We start from the raw sequence: 21950 nt of genomic DNA on the forward strand, positions 1-21950 counted from the left end.
GGCGAACAATTCTCATGATGGGATACTGGACGGCATGCCACAGGTCCTGCTGATCGAAGATCACCAGACGGTCCGCGACGGACTGCAGTTGGCGCTCACCCGGCAGGGCCACTCGGTCGTCGCCGTGGCGACCGGCGAACAAGGCTTGGAACGACTGCGGACGGCGGCGTCCGACGTGGTGGTCCTCGATCTCATGCTGCCGGGTATGGACGGGTTCGAGGTGTGCCGCCGGATCCGGCAGCAGGGCGACCTGCCCATCATCATGCTCACCGCTCGCAACGACGACATGGACGTGGTTGCCGGCCTGGAGGCGGGCGCCGACGACTACGTGGTCAAGCCGGTGCAGGCCCGAGTGCTCGAGGCGCGGATCCGGGCGGTGCTGCGACGCACCGGCGGCGACTCGCGGCGCCCCGGCCCCGAGCGACCCGGGCTGCACCAGCACGGCGCCCTGACCATCGACCGGGCCGCGCTGGTGGTCAGCAAGGACGGGGCGCCGGTCAGCCTGGCCCCGACGGAGCTGCGGCTGCTGCTCGAACTCGCGCACACGCCAGGCCAGGTGCTCAGCCGCCAGCAACTGCTGGAGGCCGTGTGGGAGCACGGATACCTGGGCGACTCGCGGCTGGTGGACGCCTGCGTCCAGCGGCTGCGCGCCAAGATCGAGGACGAGCCGTCGGCACCGGTCTACATCCAGACGGTACGCGGCTTCGGATACCGGTTCGGGCCGCTGTGACCCCCTGGCACCGGGCCCGCGCCATGGCATTGGGCCTGCGCGTCCGCCTGCTCCTGGCCTTCGCCCTGCTGGGCGTGACCACCACGGCCGTGGTGGCCAGCGGAAGCTACTTCCAGGCCCGGACCGTCATCCTCCAGCAGGCGCAGGACGCGGCGGTGGCGTCGCTTACCGACGAGCTGTCGAAGGTGTACCCGGTCGTCAGTCTGCCGCCGACCCAGGAGGAACTCGACCTGCTGGCCCAGCGCCTCTCCGACCGGGAGGGGGACGCCGTGGTCCGCTACGGAGATCTGTGGGCGCAGAACGTCGCCGACGAGGCCGACGTGCTCACCCCGGAGCTGCGGCGGGAGGTGGCGGGCGGTCGCATCGCCTGGCAGCGCGTCGATCGCCACGGAGAGCGCCTACTGCTCATCGGCACGCAGCTCAGGTTCGACAGGTCCGACGGAACGTCCGTGCCATCGGGCGTGGAGGTCTACTCGGTGCGCAGCCTCGCCACCGAGCAGCAGAGCATCGACCGGCTCGCCACGTTGGCGTGGGTGACCGGCGGCCTCTCCCTGATCCTCGCCGTCCTGCTGGCCCTGCTGGCCGCGCAGGGCGTGTTGCGGCCGGTACGGGAGCTGGGCCGCGCGGCACGTCGACTCGGCGAGGGTGACCTGTCCACCCGGCTGACCGTTCGGGGTGTCGACGAACTGGCCGACGTGGCCCGCACCTTCAACGACACCGCCGGAACCCTGGAGCGTCAGGTCGGCGAGCTGCGGCGGATGGAGGCCGACGCGCGGCGCTTCGTGGCCGACGTGTCGCACGAACTCCGTACGCCCCTGGCCGCGATGACGGCGGTCACCGATGTGCTGGACGAGGAGGCGGACCGGCTGCCGGGAGACGCCGGCCAGGCCGCCCGGCTCGTCAGTCAGGAGACGCAGAACCTCACCCAACTGGTCAACGACCTGATCGAGGTCAGCAGGTTCGACTCCGGCACCGCCCGGCTCGCCCTCGACGACGTCGACGTCGCCGCCGCGGTCAACGCGACCCTGCGGCTGCGGCGGTGGGCCGATCGGGTGCACACGGATCTGCCGTCCGGCGTCGTCGCCCGGCTCGATCCCCGCCGGCTGGACGTCATCGTCGCCAACCTGGTCGGCAACGCCTTCCGGCACGGCACCGAGCCGGTGTCCGTACGCCTGCGCGCCGAACCGGACTGGATCACCATCGAGGTGGCCGACCAGGGGCCGGGGTTGGACCCGGAGGTGCTGCCGCACGTCTTCGACCGCTTCTACAAGGCCGACACCGCGCGAACCCGGTCCGAGGGCAGCGGCCTCGGCCTCGCCATCGCCTGGGAGAACGCGCGCCTGCACCGGCACGCCGGCCGGTCGGGAAGTCTGGTGGCGGGCAACACCCCCGACTGCGGCGCCGTGTTCACGCTGCGCCTGCCCCGGGTGGCGGCGGAGACCGTGGACGCCGGAGGCGTACGGTGATCCGCGCATGCCGGACGGTGCCGCGCCGACGCGTGGCGCGGACGCTGCTCGCGGGCGGGCTCCTGCTCACCCTGCTCACGGCGGGCTGCGGAGTCCGGCCCAGCGACGTCATCACCGGCCGCTCCGCGGTGAGCGGTCCGTCGGCAGGCACGGGCCTCTACCTGATCTCGCACGGCCAGCTGACGCTGGTCCTGCGCGGGACGAAACCCGGCCTCGCTCCCTCATCACCAGCCGATACGCTCGCGCTGCTCGCGGCCGGCCCCACCCCGAGCGAGCGGAAGGCGGGGCTCAGCAGCGAGGTGCCATCCGACGCCGCGCCGGCCAAGGTGGCGCCGAGTGTCGACGAGCCCGGCATCACGGTGACGATGCCCGGCGCCGTGCTGCCGCTGTCGACAGTCGCGGCCAACCAGATCATCTGCACCGTGGTGTTCGCCATGCCGGAAAGGAGCGCCACCCCGGTCACCCTCGTCGGGCCGGACGGCACCCGGCCACCCTGGCCCTGCCCGCTCGAGTGACCGGGGCGGACGCCGCTCACACCAGATCGACCGCCCGCGCCGGCCGGGGCAGCCCGAACGAGGCGACCCGAGGACGGTCGACCAGCGCGCCGGAGATCAGGATGTCGAGCAGGGCGGGGAACTCGATCCCGGCCCGCTGCCAGATCTGCGGGAACTGCGACGCGGCGGTGAATCCCGGAAAGGTGTTGACCTCGTTCACGATGGGCTCCGCGCCCTCGCCGGAGAGGAAGAAATCCACCCGCAGCAGACCTCGGCAGTCGAGGGCGTGGAAGGCGCGGACGGCCCGGTCCTGGAGCACCTCGGTGGTGGCCGGGTCGAGCGGGGCGGGAATCTCAAAGACGGCCCCGCCGTCGTACTTCGCGTCGTAGTCGAAGAAGCCGGCGCCGTTCACCCGGATCTCCAGGGGTGGCCCGGCCTGCACCCGGCCGTCGGGATACTGCAGGACGGCGACGTCGATCTCCCGGCCGCGCGCCCCCTGCTCGACGAGCACCTTCGGATCGACCTCCCGGGCCTGCTCAAGGGCGGCGGGCAGCGCCGCCCAGTCCGTCACCCGGACCACGCCCAGGCTGGAGCCGGCCCGTGCCGGCTTGACGAAGACCGGCAGGTCCAGTCGCTGCTGCTCGGCCGGCGACAGGTGCTCCCCGGGCCGCAGGGTCACACCCGGGCTGACCCGCAGGCCGTCCGCGGCGAGGAGCCGCTTGGTGACGCCCTTGTCCATGCCCGCCGCGCTGGCGAAGACGCCGTTGCCGACGTACGGCACGCCGAGCCATTCCAGCAGCGACGCGACCGTGCCGTCCTCGCCGTACGGACCGTGCAGGGCCGGGAACACCACGTCCTGGGCGCGCAGCACCCGTAACGCCTGCGGCAGGGGAGTGGGACGGCCGCCGACGTGCCACCCGCCGTCGGTGTCGATGAGCACCTCGGTGACCTGGTACCGCTCGTGGTCCAGCCCGGCCAGGATGCTCTCCCCCGAGCGCCGCGACACCTCGTGCTCGCCGCTCTGTCCGCCGTACAGCACTGCCAGTCGCGTTGTCATGCGACGTCCGCCCTTTCCTGGAGATGGTCGCGGCCCACGCGGGCCCCGATGCCGGTCAAGATCTCGTGTGGGTTGGTGCCGGCCCAGCGCGCCCACTCGGCGACGGTCGGCGGGGCGACGGTCGGCGGGGCGGCGTCGGCCGCTGCGGGGCCGAGCACGACGACCGGATCGCCGATGGTCACCGGCAGGTCACCCGCGTCGATGACGCACTGGTCCATGGCGATGCGCCCGACGATCGGGCAGCGCCGGCCGCCGAGCCACACCTCGGCGCGGCCCTCGGTGGCCCGGGGCAGCCCGTCGGCGTAACCGAGCGGCAGCAGCGCCAGCGTCGTCGGCGCGGCGGTCACGTACTCCGGCCCGTAGGAGACGCCCGTGCCGGCGGCCACCCGCTTCACGTTGATCACGGTCGTCCGCAGTGTCAGGGCCGCGCGCAGCCCGAACGCGCCAGGACCGACCGCGCCGAACGGGTCGACGCCGTAGAGGGCCAGCCCGATCCGGCAGAGGTCGAAGCGGGTCCGGGGCGACGACAGCGCCGCCGCCGAGTTGGCCAGGTGCACGAGGTCGGGATCGAGGCCGGCGCCCCGGGCGACGTGCAGCGCCTCGGAGAACGTCCGCACCTGACGGGCCAGCCCCGGGGTGCCGGGCACGTCCGCGTCGGCCAGGTGCGACCACACGCCGCGCACCCGGACCGCGCCCTCCACCTCGTACTTTCGGGCCCAGGTGACCAGTTCGGGCCAGTCGTCGCGGCCGGCGCCGTTGCGGGTCAGGCCGGTGTCGGCCTTGAGCTGCACCGTCGCGGGCACGCCGAGGCGCAGGGCCGCGTCGGCCACGGCGTGCAGGTGGGTGGTCGTCGAGACGCCGACGTCGACGCCCGCGCTGATCAACTTGTCGAAGTCGTCGTTCGGTCGGTGCAGCCAGCTCAACGTGGGCGCGGTGATGCCCGCGGCGCGCAGGGCCAGCGCCTCGGACACCGAGGTCACCCCCAGCCAGGTGGCGCCGGCGCGCAGCGCGGCCCGGGCGACCGGCACCGCCCCGTGGCCGAACCCGTCCGCCTTCACCACGGCCATCAGCTCGGTGTCGGTGACCGCGGCGACCGTGCGCACGTTGTCGGCGATCGCCCCGAGGTCGATCACCGCCTCGGCCAGCGCGCTCATCCGGCCACCGCCGCGCGACGCGTGCCGGGGAGCGCGAACAGCCAGCGGCCGTGCACCCTCAGCACGCCGCGGTGCACGGCCAGGCTCAGGCCGATGACGAGCGCGGTCAGCAGGATCGGGTAGCCGAGCACGACCAGGCTCTGGGCGACCGGGTCCAGCCCGGAGACCGGGGCGGACAGCAGGCGGTGCAGCAGCGCCAGAAGCGGCATGTGGACGACGTAGATGGGCAGTGTGATGCGCCCGAGCGCGGCCAGTCGGTCGCTGAGGGCGGGCCGCCGCGCCAGCCGGGCGGCGGCGGTGACACCGAACGCCACCGCCACGACGGAGACCACCGGCCACACGCCGAGCCATTGCTGGGCGCCGGCCGCCGCCATCGCGGCGAGCGCGACGGCGTACGCCCCGGACGTCAGCACGAGTCGCCGCCGGGTGGCCGTGGCCGCCCACCGCTCGATCCACGGCCGCAGGTACAGGCCGGCGAGGAAGAAGACCAGGTTCTGGTAGAGGCCCGCGCGGTTGCCCGGAGTGGCCAGCAGGCCGGCGGCCGCGACCGCGGACAACACCGCTGCCGGTACGCCGACCAGCAACCGGGGCAGCCGGCGGGTCGCCTTGGCGAGCGTGAAGTAGAGCGCCAGGGCGTACAGGTACCAGAGGTTGGAGGGCGTGACCGTGAGCTGCGCCAGCAGGCCGAGGACCGACGTGGCGCGGTCGGTCGGGAAGTCCGGCACCAGGGCGAGGACCGCCGTGTGGATCAGCAGCCACACCGCGTACAGGTAGAGGAACCCGGCGATGCGGCCGCGGGCGACGGTGCGCCAGGGCCGCTGCACGGCGTTCGCCGCGAAGACGCCGGAGATGGTGAAGAAGAGCGGCATCCGCAGCGGCAGGAACTGCTCGCCGAGCGTGCCCCACAGGCCCGGCACGGGTACCCCGACGTGCCAGTCGATCGTCAGGTAGTCCTTGACGACGACGTGCCAGGCGACGACGAGGATGATGCACACGCCCTTCGCGGCGTCGGCCCACTGCACGCGCTGTGACCGGGCGGTCGCGGCGCCGGCCTCGGGCCGCCGTCGGTGGCGGAACCGGACGCGCGTGTCGGCGTCGTACCCGTCGCGTCGCGACTCGGTGAAAGACAGCTCTTGGATCACTCAGCAGAAACTGCCAGCCGGATATCCGCGCCCGATCCACGAATTGTCATGAACCGGTAATGGACTCCGCTGGATCGTCGTACCGGGACCACGACCATCTTTCCGGCGACGCGTTGGGAACCCGGGGGAGCGCTACTAGGCTCGATCGCGGAGGTGCCGAACATGAAGCTCGGTCTGCACTACTGGAATTTCTCGACTCCGGCCGATCCGGCCGCCATCGCGCCGACCCTCACCGAGGCGGCGACCATCGCCGAACAGGCCGGCGTGGCCTCGTTCACGGTCATGGACCACTTCTTCCAGATGGAGGCGCTGGCCCCGGCCGAGGAGCCGATGCTGGAGGCGTACACGACGCTGGGCTTCGTCGCGGCGCAGACCCGTCGAATGACGCTCGGTGTGCTGGTCACGGGTGTGATGTACCGCTATCCGGGGCTGCTGGCCAAGACCGTGACGACCCTCGACGTGCTCTCCGGCGGCCGGGCCCGGCTCGGCATCGGGGCGTCCTGGTACGAGCGGGAGCAGCGCGGGCTCGGCGTGCCCGTGGTGCCGGTCGCCGAGCGGTTCGAGCGGCTGGAGGAGACGCTGCGGATCTGCCGGCAGATGTGGAGCGACGACAACGGGCCGTTCGACGGGCGGCACTACCAGCTCACGGAGACGATCAACTCGCCCCAGCCGTTGCGCCGTCCGCACCCGCCCATCATGATCGGCGGCAGCGGCGAGAAGAAGACGCTGCTGCTGGTCGCCCGGTACGCCGACGCCTGCAACCTGTTCGGCACGGGCGCCGAGGGGATCGCGCACAAGCTGGACGTGCTGCGGGGGCACTGCGCCGCCGAGGGCCGCGACTACGACAGCATCGAGAAAACGGTGCTGGCGTCCAAGCCGCCGCTGGAGGATCTCGACGCGTTCCTCGCCGAGGTGTCCGACTATGCCGCGCTCGGCGTCAGCGAGGTGCAGGTCACGCCGGACCGGCACCCCGTGGAGTTCGCCCGGCGGCTCGGCGACGAGGTGCTGCCGCGGCTGGCCGACATCGGCTGACGCGGGCGCGGCCGACCATTGTGAACGGAAGGCCAATTCGCGGTGGAATGCGGGTGCCGCACCCGCCCGGCCGTAATGACAAGGCTCACCCAAATGGCTGCTCCGCCCGCCGGAAATTGTATTTCCGGCGGGTGTGAAAAACGAGCGGTCGGCTGCTCGCGCACGACGACGAGGGCCGCCCTCCCGCCGAAGCGGGGGACGGCCCTCGTCGGTGACCGGTCAGCCGACCGAGGCGGGGAACCTCTCCCACACCCGGTGCGCGGCCATCAACTGCTGCACCTCGGTCAGCGCCTCGGCGCCCGAGCCGGCGGACACGATGCCCGGGGTGCCGGCCACCCCGGCCTGCTCCAGCACGGTGACGCCGGCGCCCCAGGCGCCGATCGCCTTGGCGTGCCGCCAGCATTCCTCGACCAGGAGCAGCACGCGGGGATCGACGGTCGCCGCGTCCGGCCGGCCGGCCTTGGCGTCGCGCGCGGGCAGCGCGTCCGGTGCGGGCACCGGCGCCCCGGCCAGCAGGAGTGCGTCCAGCTCGACCGACCGGCCGGTGGCGAAGGTCCGCTGGACGGGCATGTCGCCCACCATGCCCCCGTGCGGGGCGATCAGCAGCGGCACCATGCCAGCCTCGAACACGGCCCGGCGGACCTCGCCGACGCCGTCCAGGTCACCGTCGGGGTCCACGACGATCCCGACCATGCGACCGTCGGCGGGCCATGCCCCGCCGACCTGCGACAGGGCCGGGCTCGGCGCGACGTCGGCCAGCGGCACCGTCGGCTGCGGCGCGGGAAGCCCCAGGCCGGTGGCGACCTGCTCGCACAGCACCGGGTCGATGTTGGCGAGGCACTGGAGCTGGCGCTCCTTGATCGCCTGGTGGTAGCACTTGCCCAGCTCGAAGGTGTACGCCCGGATGATGTGCTCCTTCTCGACCGGCGACATGCTCAGCCAGAACAGGCGGACCTGGCTGTAGTGGTCGTCGAACGACGCGGGGTTGGCCCGAACCTTGGGTGCCTGCGCCACGGTCACCGGCACGTCGAGGAACGCCTTCTCGGCGTCGCCGGCCGGGAAGGGGTTGCCACCGTCGAGCGAGTTCGGCCGGTACGGCGCCACCCCGGCGTGCACGGCGTGCTGGTGGAAGCCGTCGCGCAGCATGTCGTTGACCGCGGCGTGCGGGCGGTTGATCGGGATCTGTGCGAAGTTCGGCCCGCCGAGGCGGGTGAGCTGCGTGTCGACGTATGAGAAGAGCCGGCCCTGCAACAGCGGATCGTTCGTGACGTCGATGCCCGGCGGCAGGTGGCCGAGGTGGAAGGCGACCTGCTCGGTCTCGGCGAAGAAGTTCGTCGGCGTCCGGTTGAGGACCAGCTTGCCGATCGGCTGCACCTCCGCCAGTTCCTCCGGAACGATCTTCGTGGCGTCCAGCAGGTCGATCCCGGCGAAGGTCTCCTCGGGAGTGTCGGGGAAGACCTGGATGCCGAGTTCCCACTCGGGGAACGCGCCGGCCTCGATCGCGTCGTAGAGGTCCCGACGGTGGAAGTCGGGGTCGATGCCGCCGAGCAGCTGCGCCTCCTCCCAGGTCAGGGAGTGCACACCGAGCTTCGGCTTCCAGTGGAACTTCGCCAGCACCGTCTCCCCGGCCTCGTTGACGAGGCGGAAGGTGTGCACACCGAAGCCCTCCATCGTCCGGTACGAGCGCGGGATGCCCCGGTCGGACATGTTCCACATGGCGTGGTGCTGCGCCTCGGTGTGCAGCGAGACGAAGTCCCAGAAGGTGTCGTGCGCGCTCTGCGCCTGCGGGATCTCCCGGTCGGGGTGCGGCTTCGCGGCGTGGATGATGTCGGGGAACTTGATGGCGTCCTGGATGAAGAAGACCGGCATGTTGTTGCCGACCAGGTCGAAGGTGCCCTCGTCGGTGTAGAACTTCGTCGCGAAGCCACGGGTGTCCCGGACCGTGTCGGCCGAGCCCCGCGACCCGAGCACGGTGGAGAACCGGACGAAGACCTCCGTCTCACGTCCCTTCTTGAGGAAGCCGGCCCGGGTGACCGCCTCGGCGGTGCCGTAGGCCGTGAACACCCCGTGCGCGCCCGCGCCCCGGGCGTGCACCACGCGCTCCGGGATGCGCTCGTGGTCGAAGTGCGTGATCTTCTCGCGCAGGTGGTGGTCCTGGAGCAGCACCGGCCCCCGGGGCCCGGCCTTGAGCGAGTGGTCGGTGTCGCGCAGTCGCGCCCCGTTCGCCGTGGTGAGGTACGCGCCCTGCTGGCCCTTGGCGGTCGGCGGCACGCCGGTCTCGGCGCCGGTCGGCGTACGGGTCTGCGGTTGGCCCTGCTCCGGCTTGGGCGGCAGCGGGTCGTGGGGCGAGGTCGGTTCCTCGACGGGTGGGGGTGCGCTGCCCGGGGCGCCGGGCACCTCGGGCGTCAGAGCGTCGGTGATCTTCTCGGAGGCAGTCTTCACGACGTTCTTGACCGCCTCAGCGGGCTTGCTGGAATCCACTTGTGTGAACCTCTCCATGGAGCGTTTGGGCAGGCCCCTGCACCCCTACCCCTGGTGGGAGGGTCGAAACGCGCAGAAGATCCGATCTGCGGGCGGGACTGGTGATTTCACCGATGCGGGGGCCGAGCGGAGCGGCGAAGACTGACGAACGTCGATATCGCTCGACTCTAGGGAGTGCCCGACGTGTCGTCACCAACCACCACCCGTCCCCGTTCCGCACCCGCTCGGGCCGTTCGGCTCGCGCTGGCCGCCACCCTGCTCGCCGCCGGTGTCCTCGCCGGACCCGCCCCCGCCCAGGCGGCCAGCCCGTACGAGCGGGGCCCCGCCCCGACCACCGCGATCCTGGAGGCCAGCCGCGGCCCCTTCGCCACCGCCTCGCAGAGCGTGTCCTCGTTGAGCGTCACCGGCTTCGGCGGCGGGGTCATCTACTACCCGACCAGCACCAGCGAGGGCACGTTCGGCGCCATCGCCATCTCGCCCGGCTACACGGCCGCGTGGTCCAGCATCAGCTGGCTCGGGCCACGGATCGCCTCGCACGGCTTCGTGGTGATCGGGATCGAGACCAACACCCGGCTCGACCAGCCGGACAGCCGTGGCCGGCAGTTGCTCGCCGCGCTCGACTACCTCACCGAGCGCAGCTCGGTGCGCAGCCGCATCGACAGCAGCCGACTCGCGGTCGCCGGCCACTCGATGGGCGGCGGTGGCAGCCTGGAGGCCGCCTCAGCCCGGCCGTCGTTGCAGGCCGCCGTGCCGCTCGCGCCCTGGAACACCGACAAGAGCTGGTCCGAGCTGCGGGTGCCGACGCTGATCATCGGCGGCGAGAGCGACACGGTCGCGCCCGTCGCGTCGCACTCGGTGCCGTTCTACACCAGCATCCCGGCCTCAGCCGAGAAGGCGTACCTGGAGTTGAACGGCGCGAGCCACTTCTTCCCGCAGACGGTCAACACGCCGACGGCCCGGCAGATGGTGGCCTGGTTGAAGCGGTTCGTCGACGACGACACCCGCTACGAGCAGTTCCTCTGCCCGGGCCCGAGCGGGTCGGCGATCGAGGAGTACCGCAACACCTGCCCCAGTTACTGAGCGGGTCGGGCCGGGGCGGTCGCCGTTGGCGGCCGCCCCGGTCGCGTCAGCGCATCGAAGGTCTTGACGCCATAACCGAGAAACGTACACTGCGAGTGTAAATAACACCCGCCACGGCAGAGGGATGGGTGATGGAACGCGGGCTCGAACTGCACGGCATCGGCGTCCGTTTCGGCGGCCTCACCGCCCTCAACGACGTCTCGCTGCGGGTGCCACCCAACCGGGTGGTGGGCGTGATCGGGCCCAACGGCGCCGGCAAGACCACGTTGTTCAACGTGATCTGCGGCTTCGTGACGCCCCAGGCGGGTTCGCTCACTCTCGACGGTCGTCCGCTGCGACCACGGCCGCACCGGCTGACCAGACTCGGCATCGCCCGGACCCTGCAGGGGACCGGGCTCTTCGCCGGTCTCAGCGTCCTGGAGAACGTGATGACCGGCGCGTCGCACACCGCCCGCGCCGGCTTCGGGTCGGCGCTGCTCGGGCTGCCCCGCAGCGACCGCGACGAGCGCCGGCTGCGCGAGCACGCCCTGGACGTCCTCGACGACCTGGGGATCGCCCGGCACGCCGACGCCGCGCCGGGCACGCTGCCCTTCGCCGTACGCCAGCGGGTCGCCCTGGCCCGCGCGCTCGCCGCGCGGCCCCGGCTGCTGCTGCTCGACGAACCCGCCGGCGGCCTCGGCGCCGACGACATCGCCGAGCTCGCCGAGCTGGTGCGCCAGCTCCCCAAGCGCGACGCCGACCCGTGCGCGGTGCTGCTCGTCGAGCACCACATGGACCTGGTGATGGCCGTCTGCGACGAGCTCGTGGTGCTCGACTTCGGCCGGGTGATCGCCGCCGGCACGCCGGACGAGATCCGCGACGACACGACGGTCGCCGACGCCTACCTCGGTGCCCTCGTCGAGGAGACCTCGTGAGCGCGAGGAGTGAGCCGGGTTTGCGAGCCCCGCAGTCGCGAACGAAGGAGGGCCCAGCGTGAGCGCGGCCGATCTGCTCGTGGTGCGGGGGCTCGTGGCCGGTTACGGTGCCGCGCCGGTGTTGCGGGCCGTCGACCTCACCGTGCCGGCCGGCACGATCGCCGCCGTCGTCGGCGCCAACGGCGCCGGCAAGACGACGCTGCTGCGGGCGCTCTCCGGCATGATCCGTCCGGCCGCCGGCCAGGTCGTCCTCGCGGGGGAGGACCTGCGGGGTACGCCGGTGGAGCAGCTCGTCCGGCGCGGCATGGCGCACGTGCCGGAGGGGCGGGGCGTGATCAGCGAGTTGACTGTCGACGAGAACCTGCGGCTCGGCGGGTTGTGGCGGCGTGACCGGGCGGACGCCGACCGCGCCCTCGACGAGGTCTACCAGCTCTTCGAGCCGCTCGCCCGGCGTCGCCGGCACCTCGGCCACCAGCTCTCCGGTGGTGAGCGGCAGATGCTCGCGCTGGGCCGGGCGCTGGTCGGCCGGCCGCGCCTGCTGCTGCTCGACGAGCCGTCGCTCGGCCTGGCGCCCCGGGTGGTCGCCCGGACCATGGCGCTGCTGCGCCAGCTGCGCGACCGCACGGGCCTGACCGTGCTGCTCGTCGAACAGAACGTGCGCAGCGCGCTCGCCGTGGCCGACCAGGGCGTCGTGATGTCACTGGGCCAGGTGGTGATCGCCGCCCCGGCGGCCACGCTGCGCGACGACGACGAGCTGCGCCACGCGTACCTCGGTTTCTGACCCACCTCGTCCCCTGGAGGGAGGACTGTTGGACCGCTTCGTCTTCCTCACCGTCGACGGTCTGTCGCGGGGCGCGGTGTACGCCGCGTTCGCGCTGGCGCTGGTGCTCATCTGGCGGGCGGCGCGGGTCGTCAACTTCGCCCAGGGGGCGATGGCCGTCGCCGCCGCGTACGTCGCCTACTCCGTGTCCGCCGCGACCGGCTCCTACTGGCTCGGCTTCCTGGTCGCGATCGTCGCCGGCCTGCTGCTCGGCGCGCTGGTGGACCGGGTCGTGATGCGGCACGTCGACCACGCGTCGCCGCTCAACCCGGTCATCGTCGCGCTCGGGCTGGTGCTGGTGCTCCAGGCCGTGCTGGGCATGGTGTACGGCAACGAGTTCCGCCCCGCCGACGTCCCGTTCAGCCGCTCCGCCCTCACCGTCGGCGGGGTGGCCGTGCTGTCGCCGTACGACCTGTTCGTCTTCGCCGCGATCGGGGTGGTGGTCAGCGCGTTGGCCTGGATGTTCGCGCGTACCGCGGTCGGGTTGCGGATGCGCGCGGCGGCCTTCGCGCCGGAGGTCTCCCGCCTGCTCGGGGTCAACGTCGGCGGGATGTTGACGCTCGGCTGGGCGCTCGCCTCCGGCGTGGGCGCGCTCGCCGCGATGCTTGTCATCCCGACCGAGTTGGGCCTGCACCCGCACGCCATGGACCTGGTGTTCGTCTCGGCGTTCACCGCGGCGGTGGTCGGCGGGCTGGACAGTCCACCGGGGGCGGTGGTCGGTGGCCTGGTGGTGGGTCTGCTGCTCTCGTACGTCAGCGGGTACGCCGGCAGCGACCTCACCCCGCTGGCGGTGCTCGTCCTGCTGTTGGCGGTGCTGCTGGTCCGGCCCGGCGGGTTGTTCGCCCCGGTCACGGCGAGGCGGGTGTGAGCGCCACCCGGGCGGCCCTGCCGCCGAGGCAGCGGGCGGCCGAGACCGGCGACCGTCCGGTCGACCGCGGGCGCCGCGGCTCCACGTTGCTGCGGCACCTCGCCGTGCTGCTCGCCGTGGGACTGGTGCTGGTGGCGGTCAGCTACGCCGTCGAGCCGTTCCGCAACTTCCAGCTCGCCACGGTCGCGGCGTATCTCTGCGCCACCGCCGGGTTGACCGTCCTCACCGGGCTCAACGGTCAGCTGTCGCTGGGGCACGGGGCGTTGATGGCGACCGGCGCGTACACCGTGGCCCTGTGCCAGAACGCGTTCGCCGACCGGGGGTGGACCGGCGGCTGGCTCTTGCCGCTGTCGCTGGTCGCGGCGGTGCTGAGCACGGTCGCGGTCGGCGCGGTGGTCGGTGTGGCGGCGGCCCGGCTGCGCGGGCCCTACCTCGCCGGGGTGACGCTCGCCGTGGCCGTCGTGGTGCCGGCGTTGGCCGTCACCTTCGACGGCGTGTTCAACGGCGAGCAGGGGCTGTCGGTGCCGGTGGAGCCGCCGCCGATGGCGCTGGGTGCGTACTTCCCGTACGAGCGGTGGCAGCTCTGGCTCTCGGGCGCTGCCACCCTGCTGGCCCTGCTGCTGGTGGCGAACCTCATCCGCAGCCGGTACGGGCGGACCTTCCGGGCGGTCCGCGACGACGAGGTGGCGGCCCGGCTCGCGGGCATCCACGTGGCCCGCACGCAGGTTCTCGCCTTCGTGGTCAGTGCCGCCACCGCCGGGCTCGGCGGCGGGCTGCTCGCGATGCTCGCGCAGAGCGTCTCGCCCGGGGCGTTCTCGTTGACCCTGTCCCTCTTCCTGCTGATGGCGGTGGTGATCGGTGGTCTCGGTCGCCTCGCCGGCGCGCTGTGGGGGGCCGTGCTGCTGGTCGCCCTGCCCGATCTCACCCATTCCGTGACCGAGCTGCTCACCCTCTCGCCGGCGGTGGCGCAGCGGCTGGAGGGCAACCTCCCGCTGGCGATCTTCGGCCTCACGCTGATCGTCGTGATGATCGCCGCGCCCGGCGGTGTGCAGGGTCTGCTGTCCCGTGTCGGCCGAGGGCTGCGGGCCCGCTGGCCGGCGCGGCGTTCCTGAGCTGTCCCCGGCCCGGCCTCGGCCGGGCGCCTCACCACCACACCGTTCCCACCGAACCGGACCGAGAAAGGTCGGTGTTTCCCATGCACCGTACGGCACGACGCGGTCTCGCGATCGCCAGCACCATCGCCCTGCTCGTCACCGCCGCGGGCTGTAGCGGCGACGACGGCCCCACCTCCGGCGGGGGGTCGGTGCCGGGGGTCACCGACACCGAGATCGTCGTCGGCACCCACATGCCGCTCACCGGACCGGCCTCGGCCGGCTACTCCAAGATCGCCCCGGCGACGAAGGCGTACTTCGACTACGTCAACGCCAACGGCGGCGTGCACGGCCGGAAGATCACCTACAAGATCATGGACGACGGCTACAACCCGGCGAACACCCAGCAGGTGGTACGCCAGCTCGTCTTGCAGGACAAGGTCTTCGCCATCCTCAACGGCCTGGGCACGCCGACGCACACAGGTGTGCTCGACTTTCTCAAGACCAACCGGGTGCCCGATCTCTTCGTCGCCTCCGGCAGCCGCAGCTGGGACCAGCCCGACAAGTATCCCGGCACGTTCGGCTTCAACCCGGACTACACGATCGAGGGCAAGATCCTCGCCAACTACGCGAAGGCGAACCTGGCCGGCCGGAAGGTCTGCTTCCTCGGTCAGGACGACGACTTCGGCCGCGACAGCCTGGCCGGCGTGGAGAAGGTGCTCGGCGCCGGGGCGGTGGCCGTCAAGCAGACGTACGTCACCAGCAACACCAACGTCGCGCCGCAGATCGGCGCGTTCAAGGCGGCCGGCTGTCAGGTCGTCATGCTGGCGACCGTGCCCGGCTTCACCGCGCTGTCCATCGGCACCGCCGCGCGGCTGGGCTTCAAGCCACAGTGGCTGGTCTCCAACGTCGGCGCCGACCACCCGACCCTGGCCAAGCAGCTCGGCGCCGCCGCCCCGCTGCTGGAGGGCATGGTCGGCACCAACTACCTGCCGATGCAGAACGACACCGCGAACCCGTGGATCCAGCTCTTCACGAAGATCAACAAGACGCACAACGGTGACGCGCCGTTCGACGGCAACACCGTCTACGGCATGTCGGTCGGCTACCTCTTCGTGCAGGTGCTGCTCGCCGCCGGCAAGGACGTCACCCGCGAGAAGGTGCTCGACGCGGTCCAGAAGGGCGGCTTTGCGGGCCCCGGGCTCGCGCCGCTGCGCTTCTCCGCCGACGACCACTCCGGCTACGGCGGGCAGCGGTTGAGCCGGGTGAGCGGGGGAGTGCAGAGCTACTTCGGGCCGACGTACGAGACCGACGACGGGGACGGGCCGGTCACCGAGTACACCGCCGCGCCGGTCGCGCCACCGGCGAACGGGGTGCCGACCGTGTCCTGACGAACCCGCCATCGCCTCGCACGACCCGGGGGTCACCGCCTCCGGGTCGTACGAGCGTGCCCGGACTCCGTGCGCGGCGCCGACGGATGCCAGCCGTTGACCGACACCGATCAGCCCTCCTACTATCTGCACTGTGGATGCAACTTCAGGTCGACTCGCGGGTCGGGTCGCCATCGTCACCGGCGCCAGTCGTGGGATCGGCCTGGCCATCGCCCGACGCCTCGTCGCCGAGGGCGCCCGGGTGGGTCTGACCGCCCGCCGTCCCGAGGCGCTCGCCGACGCGGTCGTCGCCCTCGGCGGCCCCGCGTACGCCGTGGCCGTGCCCGGCCGGGCCGACGACCCGGAGCACCGGGCCGAGGCGGTGCGGCAGGTCGGCGCGGCGTTCGGGCCGGTGGACCTGCTGGTCAACAACACCGGCATCAACCCCGTGCACGGCCCGCTGGTCGAGCTGGACCTGGCCGCCGCCCGCAAGATCCTCGACGTCAACCTCGTCGCCGCCCTGGGCTGGGTGCAGGAGGTCTGCGCCGCCGGCATGACCGAGCGGGGCGGCTGCGTGGTCAACGTCTCCTCGATCGCCGGCCTCGCGCCGTCGCCGGGCATCGCCTTCTACGGCGTGAGCAAGGCCGCGCTCAACCACCTCACCGCCAGTCTCGCCGTCGAGCTGGGGCCGACGATCCGGGTCAACGCCGTCGCCCCCGGCGTGGTCAAGACCCGCTTCGCCGCGGCGCTCTACGAGGGGCGCGAGGACGAGGTCGCGGCGCGGTACCCCCTCGGTCGGCTCGGCGTCGCGCCGGACGTGGCGGGCGCGGTCGCCTTCCTGGCCGGCCCCGACGCCGCCTGGATCACCGGACAGACCATCGTCTGCGACGGTGGCGTCACGCTGGCCGGCCGGTCCGGATGACACCTCCCGTGCGCGCTCGGAGGTGCCTGATCATCGCCTGTCTAGACTCGGCGGGGAGCCGGGCGACGTCGTGGCGGTGAAGGGGCGGGGGCGGATGAACAGGGTCGAGGCCCCGGGGCGGGTGGACGGGCGGACGGCCCGCGCCGAGCGCACCCGGGCAGCCATCGTCGAGGCGCACCTGGCGCTCATCGCCGAGGGCGACCTGCGGCCGACCGGGGAACGCATCGCCGAACGGGCCGGCATCTCACTGCGCACACTCTGGACCAACTTCAAGGACATGGAGACGCTCTTCGAGGCGAGCGGCGCCGAGGTGCTGCGCCAGCAGGATGCCGCCTACCGGCCGATCTCGCCCGCGTTGCCGCTGGCCAAGCGGGTCGACGCGTACTGCCGGCAGCGGGCACGGCTGCTCCAGCTCATCGCGCCGTCGGCGCGGGCCGCGCAGATGCGCGAGCCGGTCTCCGACCAACTGCACCGCAACCGCCTCAAGCACATCGACCGGGTGCGCGACGAGGTCGAGCACCTCTTCGCCGCCGAGCTGACGAACGCCGGGCGGGGGCGCGAGCAGCTGCTCAACGCGGTGGTGGCGGCGAGCATGTGGCCGGCCTGGTCGATGCTGCGCTACGGCCTCGGGCTCGGCGTGGACCAGGCCCGGGCGGTGATGTCCCGGACAGTGGGCGCGCTGCTGGCCGAGGTCACGACCGACTGATCCCGGCTCGTCCCCCTCTTTCCATCCGGTGACCGATGGGTGACACTGGGACGCATGGTTACTGCATACTCAGTGCAAATAACCGTGCTGCGCGGCCGGGACGACCAGTGCCGGGCCATCCGGACCCTGCTCGACGGCCTGTCCGACGGCGGCGGAGCGCTGCTCCTGTACGGCGAGCCGGGCTCGGGCCGGACGGCGCTGCTCTCCTACGCCCACCGGTACGCGAAGGACTGCACCGTCCTCGCCGGGGCCGGGCTGCCCGAGGAGGCGACGCTGCCGTACGCCGGCCTGCAACGCCTGCTCGATCCGGTGCTCGACCGGGCCGCCGCCCTGCCCGAGCCGCGACGGCACCTGCTGCGCCGGGCGTTGGACGGCGAGGGCTGCCGGCCCGAGCGCCGGCTGGCCCTGTCGGTGGCCGTCCTCGGTCTGCTCGCCGCGGCCGCCCGGGAGCGCCCGCTGCTCGCCACCATGGACGACGTCGACCGGGGTGACCCGCAGACCGCGCAGGTGCTGGCCTTCGTCGCCCGCCGGCTACGGCACTTGCCGGCCGCCGTCCTGCTCACCGCGGACGTCACCGCCACCGTCGACGGCATCGCGGCGCACCGGCTGCCGCCGCTGGGCGAGCGGGACAGCATCGCCGTCCTGGCCGACCGGCTACCCGAGCGACCCGCTGCGCCGGTCGCGGCCACGCTCGCCGCCGTCGGTGGCGGCAACCCGCAGGCTCTCGTGGACCTCACCGAGGTGCTGAGCCCGGGGCAGTGGCGCGGGGAGGAGCCCCTGCCGGCCGCGCCGCCGGCCGATGGCGCACTCGCCCGCGCCTACCGGGCCCGCCTCGACCGGCTGCCGCCGGACACCCGCCGGATGCTGCTGCTCGCCGCGCTCGACGAGTCGGGCGAACCGGCGACCTTCGTTCGCGCGGCCGACGCCGCCGGCCTGGCCGTCGAGGCGCTCGCCCCGGCCGAGGCCGCCGGCCTGGTTCGGGTCGAGCCCGGGGGCGTCACGTTCGCGCAGCCGCTGGCCCGCACGATGGTCGCGGCCGGTGCGCCGCTCGCCCAGCGGCGGGCCGCGCACCGGCTGCTCGCCGAGGTTCTCGACCCGGACGGGCAACGGCTGCTGCGGGCGATGCACCTCGCCGCCGCGACGGCGGGCACCGATCCGGCCCTCGCCGCCGAGTTGGAGCGGGCGGCGGCCGGTGGGCGCGACGGCTGGGCCGTGGCGTCGGCCGCGCTGTGCCGGGCCGCCGCGCTCAGCGACCGCCCGAGCGACGTCGCCGCGCGCCTGCTCGCCGCCGCCCGGTACGCCTGGACCGCCGGGCAACCCGGCCAGGCCCGGCTCCTGCTCGACCGCCTCCGCGCGACCTGCGTGGACCCGACCGTCACCGGGCACGCCGGGCTGCTGCGCGGCGAGCTGCAACTGCGCTGCGACGACGCCGACGGCGCGGCGGCCACGCTGCTGTCCGCCACGCATACGGTGGCCGGGGCCGACCGCGCCGTGGCCATGGAGGCGTTGGCGCGGGCCGGCGAGGCCGTGTGCTTCGCCGGCGACCAGTACCGGTACGCGGAGGTCGGCCGCCGGGCCGCGGCCCTGCGGCACCCGAACGACCCGCCGGCCGTGGAGCTGGCGGGATGCCTCGTCACCGGGGTGGCCGCCACGCTGCGGGGTGACCACGAGCGGGCCGGTCCCGCGCTGCGCCGAGCCGTCGTGCTGGGCGGCCGGTTGGCCGGGCCGGCGCTGACCCCGACCGCCCTCACCTGTGCGGCGGCGGCCGGGCTGGTGGTGGCCGTGGACGGCGCCGCGCACCGGCTCGCCGAGCGCGCCGTCGGGTTGGCGCGGGAGCGGGGCGAGCTGTCCATGCTGTCCCGGGCGTTGGAGCTGCGCGCGGTAGCCGAGTACTGGCTGGGGCGGCACGAGGCCGCGGCGGAGACCTCCCGCGACGGGCTGCGGGTCGCCCGCGCCACCGGGCAGTTCAACTGCGCCAACGTCCACCTGGGCCTGCTTGCCGTGCTGGCCGCCGTCCGGGCCGACCGGGAGACCAGCCTGCGGCGGATCCGCGAGATCGGCCCGACGCCGACGCCAGGCAGCCGACCACACGCGCTCGCCGGGTGGGCGCTGGCCGTGCTCGACCTCGTCGACGGTCGGCACGCCGAGGCGGCGGCCCGACTGGCGTCGCTGGCCCGGCTCAACACCGGCCGGGGCCAGGTGCTCGTCCAGGTGATGGCCACCCCGTACCTGGTGGAGGCGGCGGCCCACCTGCCGCACCGGCCGGCGGCGACGGCCGCGCTCGCGGCCTTCGACAGGTGGGCGAGCAGCACCGCGAGCCCGCTGCGCCGGGCGCTCTCGGCCCGGTGTCACGCGCTGCTCGCGCCCCGGGGCGGCATCGAGGCGGAGCAGGAGTTCCGGACCGCGCTGCGACTGCACCCGACGGAGGACGGCGCCTTCGAACGGGCGCGCACGGAGCTTCTCTTCGGTCAGGACCTGCGGCGCAGCCGGCGTCCACGGGACGCGCGGGGGCACCTGCACCAGGCCCGGGAGACGTTCACGTTGCTCGGCGCGGATCGCTGGGCCGAGCAGGCCACAGCCGAGCTGCGCGCCGCCGGGGAGTCGGTCGGTCCGCCGGACCTGCCGGCGGCGCGGTTGCTGACCGGTCAGCAACTGCGGATCGCGCAACTGGTCGCCGAGGGCGCCACCAACCGGGAGATCGCCGCCCGGATGTTCCTGTCCACCCGCACGGTCGACCACCACCTGCGCAACGTCTTCCACCGGCTGGGCATCCGCTCCCGTACCGAGTTGGCCCGGACCTTCGCCGCCGAGCCGCACGCCGGTCTGGCCTCCGACCGGTGAGCGCGGCCCGGGCCCGGTCCGGTCTGGACGACGTAAACTATCACCGCTAGTTTATCCGTCATGGAGCTCACCCTGTCCGCCGAGCAGACGGCGGTCCGTCAGCTCGCCGCCGAGTTCGCCGACCGTGAGCTGACGCCGCACGCCGCCGCGTGGGATCGGCGCGAGTCGGTCGACCCGGCCATCGTCGGCAAGCTCGGCGACCTCGGCTTCCTCGGGCTGACCATCGCCGAGTCCGACGGCGGCTCCGGCGGCGACCACCTCGCGTACTGCCTGGTCCTGGAGGAGCTTGGCCGGGGCGACTCGGCCGTGCGTGGCATCGTCTCGGTCTCGCTCGGCCTGGTCGCCAAGTCGATCGCCGCCCACGGGTCGGCCGCGCAGCGGGCCGAGTGGCTGCCCCGGCTCTGCTCCGGCGCCGCGCTCGGCTGTTTCGGGCTGACCGAGCCGGACAGCGGATCGGACGCGGCCGCGCTGCGTACCCGTGCGGTCCGCGACGGCGACGACTGGCTGCTCACCGGCACGAAGACGTTCATCACCAACGGCACGACCGCCGACGTCGCCCTGATCTTCGCCCGCACCGGGGGTCCCGGCCACCGGGGCATCACCGCGTTCCTGGTGCCCACCGACAGTCCGGGCCTGACCCGGCGCGAGATCCACGGCAAGCTCGGCCTGCGCGGGCAGGCCACCGGTGAGCTGCGTCTCGACGACGTGCGGGTGCCCGACGCCGCCCGCCTCGGGGCCGAGGGCGCCGGCTTCCGGCTGGCCCTGGCCACCCTCGCCAAGGGGCGGATGTCGGTGGCGGCCGGCTGCGTCGGCATCGCCCAGGGTTGCCTCGACGCGGCGGTCGGCTACGCGGGGCAGCGCACCCAGTTCGGCAAGCCGATCGCCGGGCACCAGCTCGTCCAGCAGCTGCTCGCGGCCATCGCCGTCGACACGGCGGCCGCCCGCCTGCTGGTCTGGCAGGTCGCCGACCTGATCGACCGCGACCAGCCGTTCGCCACCGAGGCGTCGATGGCGAAGCTCTTCGCCAGCGAGGCCGCCGTCCGCGCGGCCAACAACGCGGTCCAGGTCTTCGGCGGGTACGGCTACATCGACGAATACCCGGTCGGCAAGTACCTGCGCGACGCGCGGGTCGCCACCCTCTACGAGGGCACCAGCCAGATCCAACAGCTCCTGATCGGACGCGCGCTCACCGGCGTCAACGCCTTCTAGCTCTAAGGACACCCCGGATGCGAGTCTTCACCTCCCTCGACGAGCTGACCGCCGCGGTCGGCGAGACCCTCGGGCCCGGCCCCTGGCAGCGGATCGAGCAGGACCGCGTGGACCTCTTCGCCGACGCCACCGACGACCACCAGTGGATCCACATCGACCCGGTACGCGCGGCGGCCGGGCCGTTCGGCGCCACGATCGCGCACGGTTACCTGACCCTGTCGCTGTTGCCGGCGTTGGCTGGTCAGCTGTACCGCGTCCAAGGGGTCGGGATGGGAGTCAACTACGGGCTGAACCGGGTGCGCTTCCCCGCGCCGCTGCGGGTCGGCGCCGCCGTGCGGGCCACCGCGGTCATCGCGGAGGTGTCACCGGTCAGCGGTGGGGTGCAGATGGTCACGGCGGTGACCGTGGAGAGTGACGCCGGGGGCAAGCCCGTGTGCGTCGCCGAGACGGTGAGCCGCCTCTATGGCGAGGCGGGTCGCTGAGCGGTCGTCGGACGGCATAGCTGTCAGCGAGTCCACGAGATGAACCGGGCGAACAGGTCGGCAGGCTGCGGCCGGGGGGTGTCCCTGTGGG

19 protein-coding genes are annotated in these 21950 nt (G+C 73.2%); 15 read left to right on the forward strand and 4 right to left on the reverse strand.

The window, feature by feature from the left end:
• Window positions 1-34: 34 nt before the first annotated feature.
• Genes ACGGAQ_RS22560 through ACGGAQ_RS22570 form a run of 3 tightly spaced genes read left to right on the forward strand, consistent with a single transcriptional unit; the run spans window position 35 to window position 2711 of the window.
• Complete coding sequence (locus ACGGAQ_RS22560) at window positions 35-730, forward strand: response regulator (protein ID WP_393052205.1); 696 nt, start codon at window positions 35-37, stop codon at window positions 728-730.
• A 23-nt stretch (window positions 731-753) separates the two neighbouring features.
• Window positions 754-2196, forward strand: coding sequence for an ATP-binding protein (locus ACGGAQ_RS22565; RefSeq protein ID WP_393052207.1), 1443 nt, complete (start codon window positions 754-756; stop codon window positions 2194-2196).
• A complete protein-coding gene (locus ACGGAQ_RS22570) occupies window positions 2193-2711 on the forward strand; it encodes a hypothetical protein (RefSeq protein WP_393052209.1) in 519 nt (172 codons plus the stop codon). Before ACGGAQ_RS22565 ends, ACGGAQ_RS22570 begins: the two co-directional genes overlap by 4 nt.
• A 16-nt stretch (window positions 2712-2727) precedes the next feature.
• On the opposite strand, the gene ACGGAQ_RS22575 is transcribed toward ACGGAQ_RS22570, so the two are convergent.
• From ACGGAQ_RS22575 to ACGGAQ_RS22585, 3 genes are read right to left on the reverse strand one after another with little or no spacing between them, the layout of a single operon-like run.
• Entirely contained in the window at window positions 2728-3747 is a 1020-nt protein-coding gene (locus tag ACGGAQ_RS22575; RefSeq protein WP_393052211.1) for a D-alanine--D-alanine ligase family protein, read from the reverse strand.
• Complete coding sequence (gene alr, locus ACGGAQ_RS22580; RefSeq protein ID WP_393052213.1) at window positions 3744-4901, reverse strand: alanine racemase; 1158 nt, start codon at window positions 4899-4901, stop codon at window positions 3744-3746. The genes ACGGAQ_RS22575 and alr overlap by 4 nt, the downstream gene beginning before the upstream one ends.
• The gene (locus ACGGAQ_RS22585) at window positions 4898-6043 is read right to left on the reverse strand and encodes an acyltransferase family protein (protein ID WP_393052215.1); all 1146 of its coding nucleotides are present in this window, start codon (window positions 6041-6043) and stop codon (window positions 4898-4900) included. The genes alr and ACGGAQ_RS22585 overlap by 4 nt, the downstream gene beginning before the upstream one ends.
• Before the next feature lie 162 nt (window positions 6044-6205).
• Here ACGGAQ_RS22585 and ACGGAQ_RS22590 point away from each other — a divergent pair, with 162 nt between their 5' ends.
• The gene (locus ACGGAQ_RS22590; protein WP_393052217.1) at window positions 6206-7075 is read left to right on the forward strand and encodes an LLM class F420-dependent oxidoreductase; all 870 of its coding nucleotides are present in this window, start codon (window positions 6206-6208) and stop codon (window positions 7073-7075) included.
• Window positions 7076-7294: 219 nt separating this feature from the next.
• Here the strand turns inward: ACGGAQ_RS22590 and ACGGAQ_RS22595 are convergent, their stop codons facing one another.
• Window positions 7295-9556 carry a catalase gene (locus ACGGAQ_RS22595; RefSeq protein WP_393052219.1) on the reverse strand — a complete coding sequence of 754 codons (2262 nt, stop codon included), beginning with the start codon at window positions 9554-9556 and terminating at the stop codon, window positions 7295-7297.
• Window positions 9557-9739: 183 nt separating this feature from the next.
• Between ACGGAQ_RS22595 and ACGGAQ_RS22600 the strand changes: the two genes are divergently transcribed.
• The 11 genes from ACGGAQ_RS22600 (at window position 9740) to ACGGAQ_RS22650 (ending at window position 21859) form a co-directional block, all read left to right on the forward strand.
• Window positions 9740-10636 carry an alpha/beta hydrolase family protein gene (locus ACGGAQ_RS22600; RefSeq protein WP_393052221.1) on the forward strand — a complete coding sequence of 299 codons (897 nt, stop codon included), beginning with the start codon at window positions 9740-9742 and terminating at the stop codon, window positions 10634-10636.
• A 131-nt stretch (window positions 10637-10767) separates the two neighbouring features.
• Complete coding sequence (locus tag ACGGAQ_RS22605) at window positions 10768-11550, forward strand: ABC transporter ATP-binding protein (protein ID WP_393052222.1); 783 nt, start codon at window positions 10768-10770, stop codon at window positions 11548-11550.
• Between the two features lie 58 nt (window positions 11551-11608).
• On the forward strand, window positions 11609-12331 hold the full coding sequence (locus ACGGAQ_RS22610) for an ABC transporter ATP-binding protein (RefSeq protein ID WP_393052224.1): 723 nt from the start codon (window positions 11609-11611) through the stop codon (window positions 12329-12331).
• Between the two features lie 28 nt (window positions 12332-12359).
• Window positions 12360-13238, forward strand: coding sequence for a branched-chain amino acid ABC transporter permease (locus tag ACGGAQ_RS22615; RefSeq protein ID WP_393052226.1), 879 nt, complete (start codon window positions 12360-12362; stop codon window positions 13236-13238).
• Complete coding sequence (locus ACGGAQ_RS22620) at window positions 13235-14350, forward strand: branched-chain amino acid ABC transporter permease (protein WP_393052228.1); 1116 nt, start codon at window positions 13235-13237, stop codon at window positions 14348-14350. Before ACGGAQ_RS22615 ends, ACGGAQ_RS22620 begins: the two co-directional genes overlap by 4 nt.
• Before the next feature lie 83 nt (window positions 14351-14433).
• Window positions 14434-15720, forward strand: a complete 1287-nt coding sequence (locus ACGGAQ_RS22625) for an ABC transporter substrate-binding protein (protein ID WP_393052230.1) — start codon at window positions 14434-14436, stop codon at window positions 15718-15720.
• Window positions 15721-15853: 133 nt separating this feature from the next.
• The gene (locus ACGGAQ_RS22630) at window positions 15854-16621 is read left to right on the forward strand and encodes an SDR family oxidoreductase (protein ID WP_393052232.1); all 768 of its coding nucleotides are present in this window, start codon (window positions 15854-15856) and stop codon (window positions 16619-16621) included.
• Window positions 16622-16715: 94 nt separating this feature from the next.
• On the forward strand, window positions 16716-17327 hold the full coding sequence (locus ACGGAQ_RS22635) for a TetR/AcrR family transcriptional regulator (RefSeq protein ID WP_354861826.1): 612 nt from the start codon (window positions 16716-16718) through the stop codon (window positions 17325-17327).
• Window positions 17328-17381: 54 nt separating this feature from the next.
• Window positions 17382-20168, forward strand: a complete 2787-nt coding sequence (locus ACGGAQ_RS22640) for an AAA family ATPase (protein ID WP_393052234.1) — start codon at window positions 17382-17384, stop codon at window positions 20166-20168.
• A 60-nt stretch (window positions 20169-20228) separates the two neighbouring features.
• Window positions 20229-21377, forward strand: coding sequence for an acyl-CoA dehydrogenase family protein (locus tag ACGGAQ_RS22645; protein ID WP_393052236.1), 1149 nt, complete (start codon window positions 20229-20231; stop codon window positions 21375-21377).
• Window positions 21378-21394: 17 nt separating this feature from the next.
• Window positions 21395-21859: a MaoC family dehydratase gene (locus tag ACGGAQ_RS22650; RefSeq protein WP_393052238.1), complete on the forward strand. Its 465-nt coding sequence runs from the start codon at window positions 21395-21397 to the stop codon at window positions 21857-21859.
• Window positions 21860-21950: the final 91 nt, after the last annotated feature.

This window comes from Micromonospora sp. NPDC047557, from assembly GCF_043205095.1.
Taxonomy (GTDB): Bacteria; Actinomycetota; Actinomycetes; order Mycobacteriales; family Micromonosporaceae; genus Micromonospora.

Bases quoted from the DNA above. Each gene is read 5' to 3' on its own strand.
- ACGGAQ_RS22645 (WP_393052236.1), top strand. From the start codon at position 20,229: ATGGAGCTCACCCTGTCCGCCGAGCAGACGGCGGTCCGTCAGCTCGCC.
- ACGGAQ_RS22560 (WP_393052205.1), top strand. From the start codon at position 35: ATGCCACAGGTCCTGCTGATCGAAGATCACCAGACGGTCCGCGACGGA.
- ACGGAQ_RS22625 (WP_393052230.1), top strand. From the start codon at position 14,434: ATGCACCGTACGGCACGACGCGGTCTCGCGATCGCCAGCACCATCGCC.
- ACGGAQ_RS22635 (WP_354861826.1), top strand. From the start codon at position 16,716: ATGAACAGGGTCGAGGCCCCGGGGCGGGTGGACGGGCGGACGGCCCGC.
- alr (WP_393052213.1), bottom strand. From the start codon at position 4,901: ATGAGCGCGCTGGCCGAGGCGGTGATCGACCTCGGGGCGATCGCCGAC.
- ACGGAQ_RS22590 (WP_393052217.1), top strand. From the start codon at position 6,206: ATGAAGCTCGGTCTGCACTACTGGAATTTCTCGACTCCGGCCGATCCG.
- ACGGAQ_RS22565 (WP_393052207.1), top strand. From the start codon at position 754: ATGGCATTGGGCCTGCGCGTCCGCCTGCTCCTGGCCTTCGCCCTGCTG.
- ACGGAQ_RS22650 (WP_393052238.1), top strand. From the start codon at position 21,395: ATGCGAGTCTTCACCTCCCTCGACGAGCTGACCGCCGCGGTCGGCGAG.
- ACGGAQ_RS22605 (WP_393052222.1), top strand. From the start codon at position 10,768: ATGGAACGCGGGCTCGAACTGCACGGCATCGGCGTCCGTTTCGGCGGC.
- ACGGAQ_RS22575 (WP_393052211.1), bottom strand. From the start codon at position 3,747: ATGACAACGCGACTGGCAGTGCTGTACGGCGGACAGAGCGGCGAGCAC.
- ACGGAQ_RS22640 (WP_393052234.1), top strand. From the start codon at position 17,382: ATGGTTACTGCATACTCAGTGCAAATAACCGTGCTGCGCGGCCGGGAC.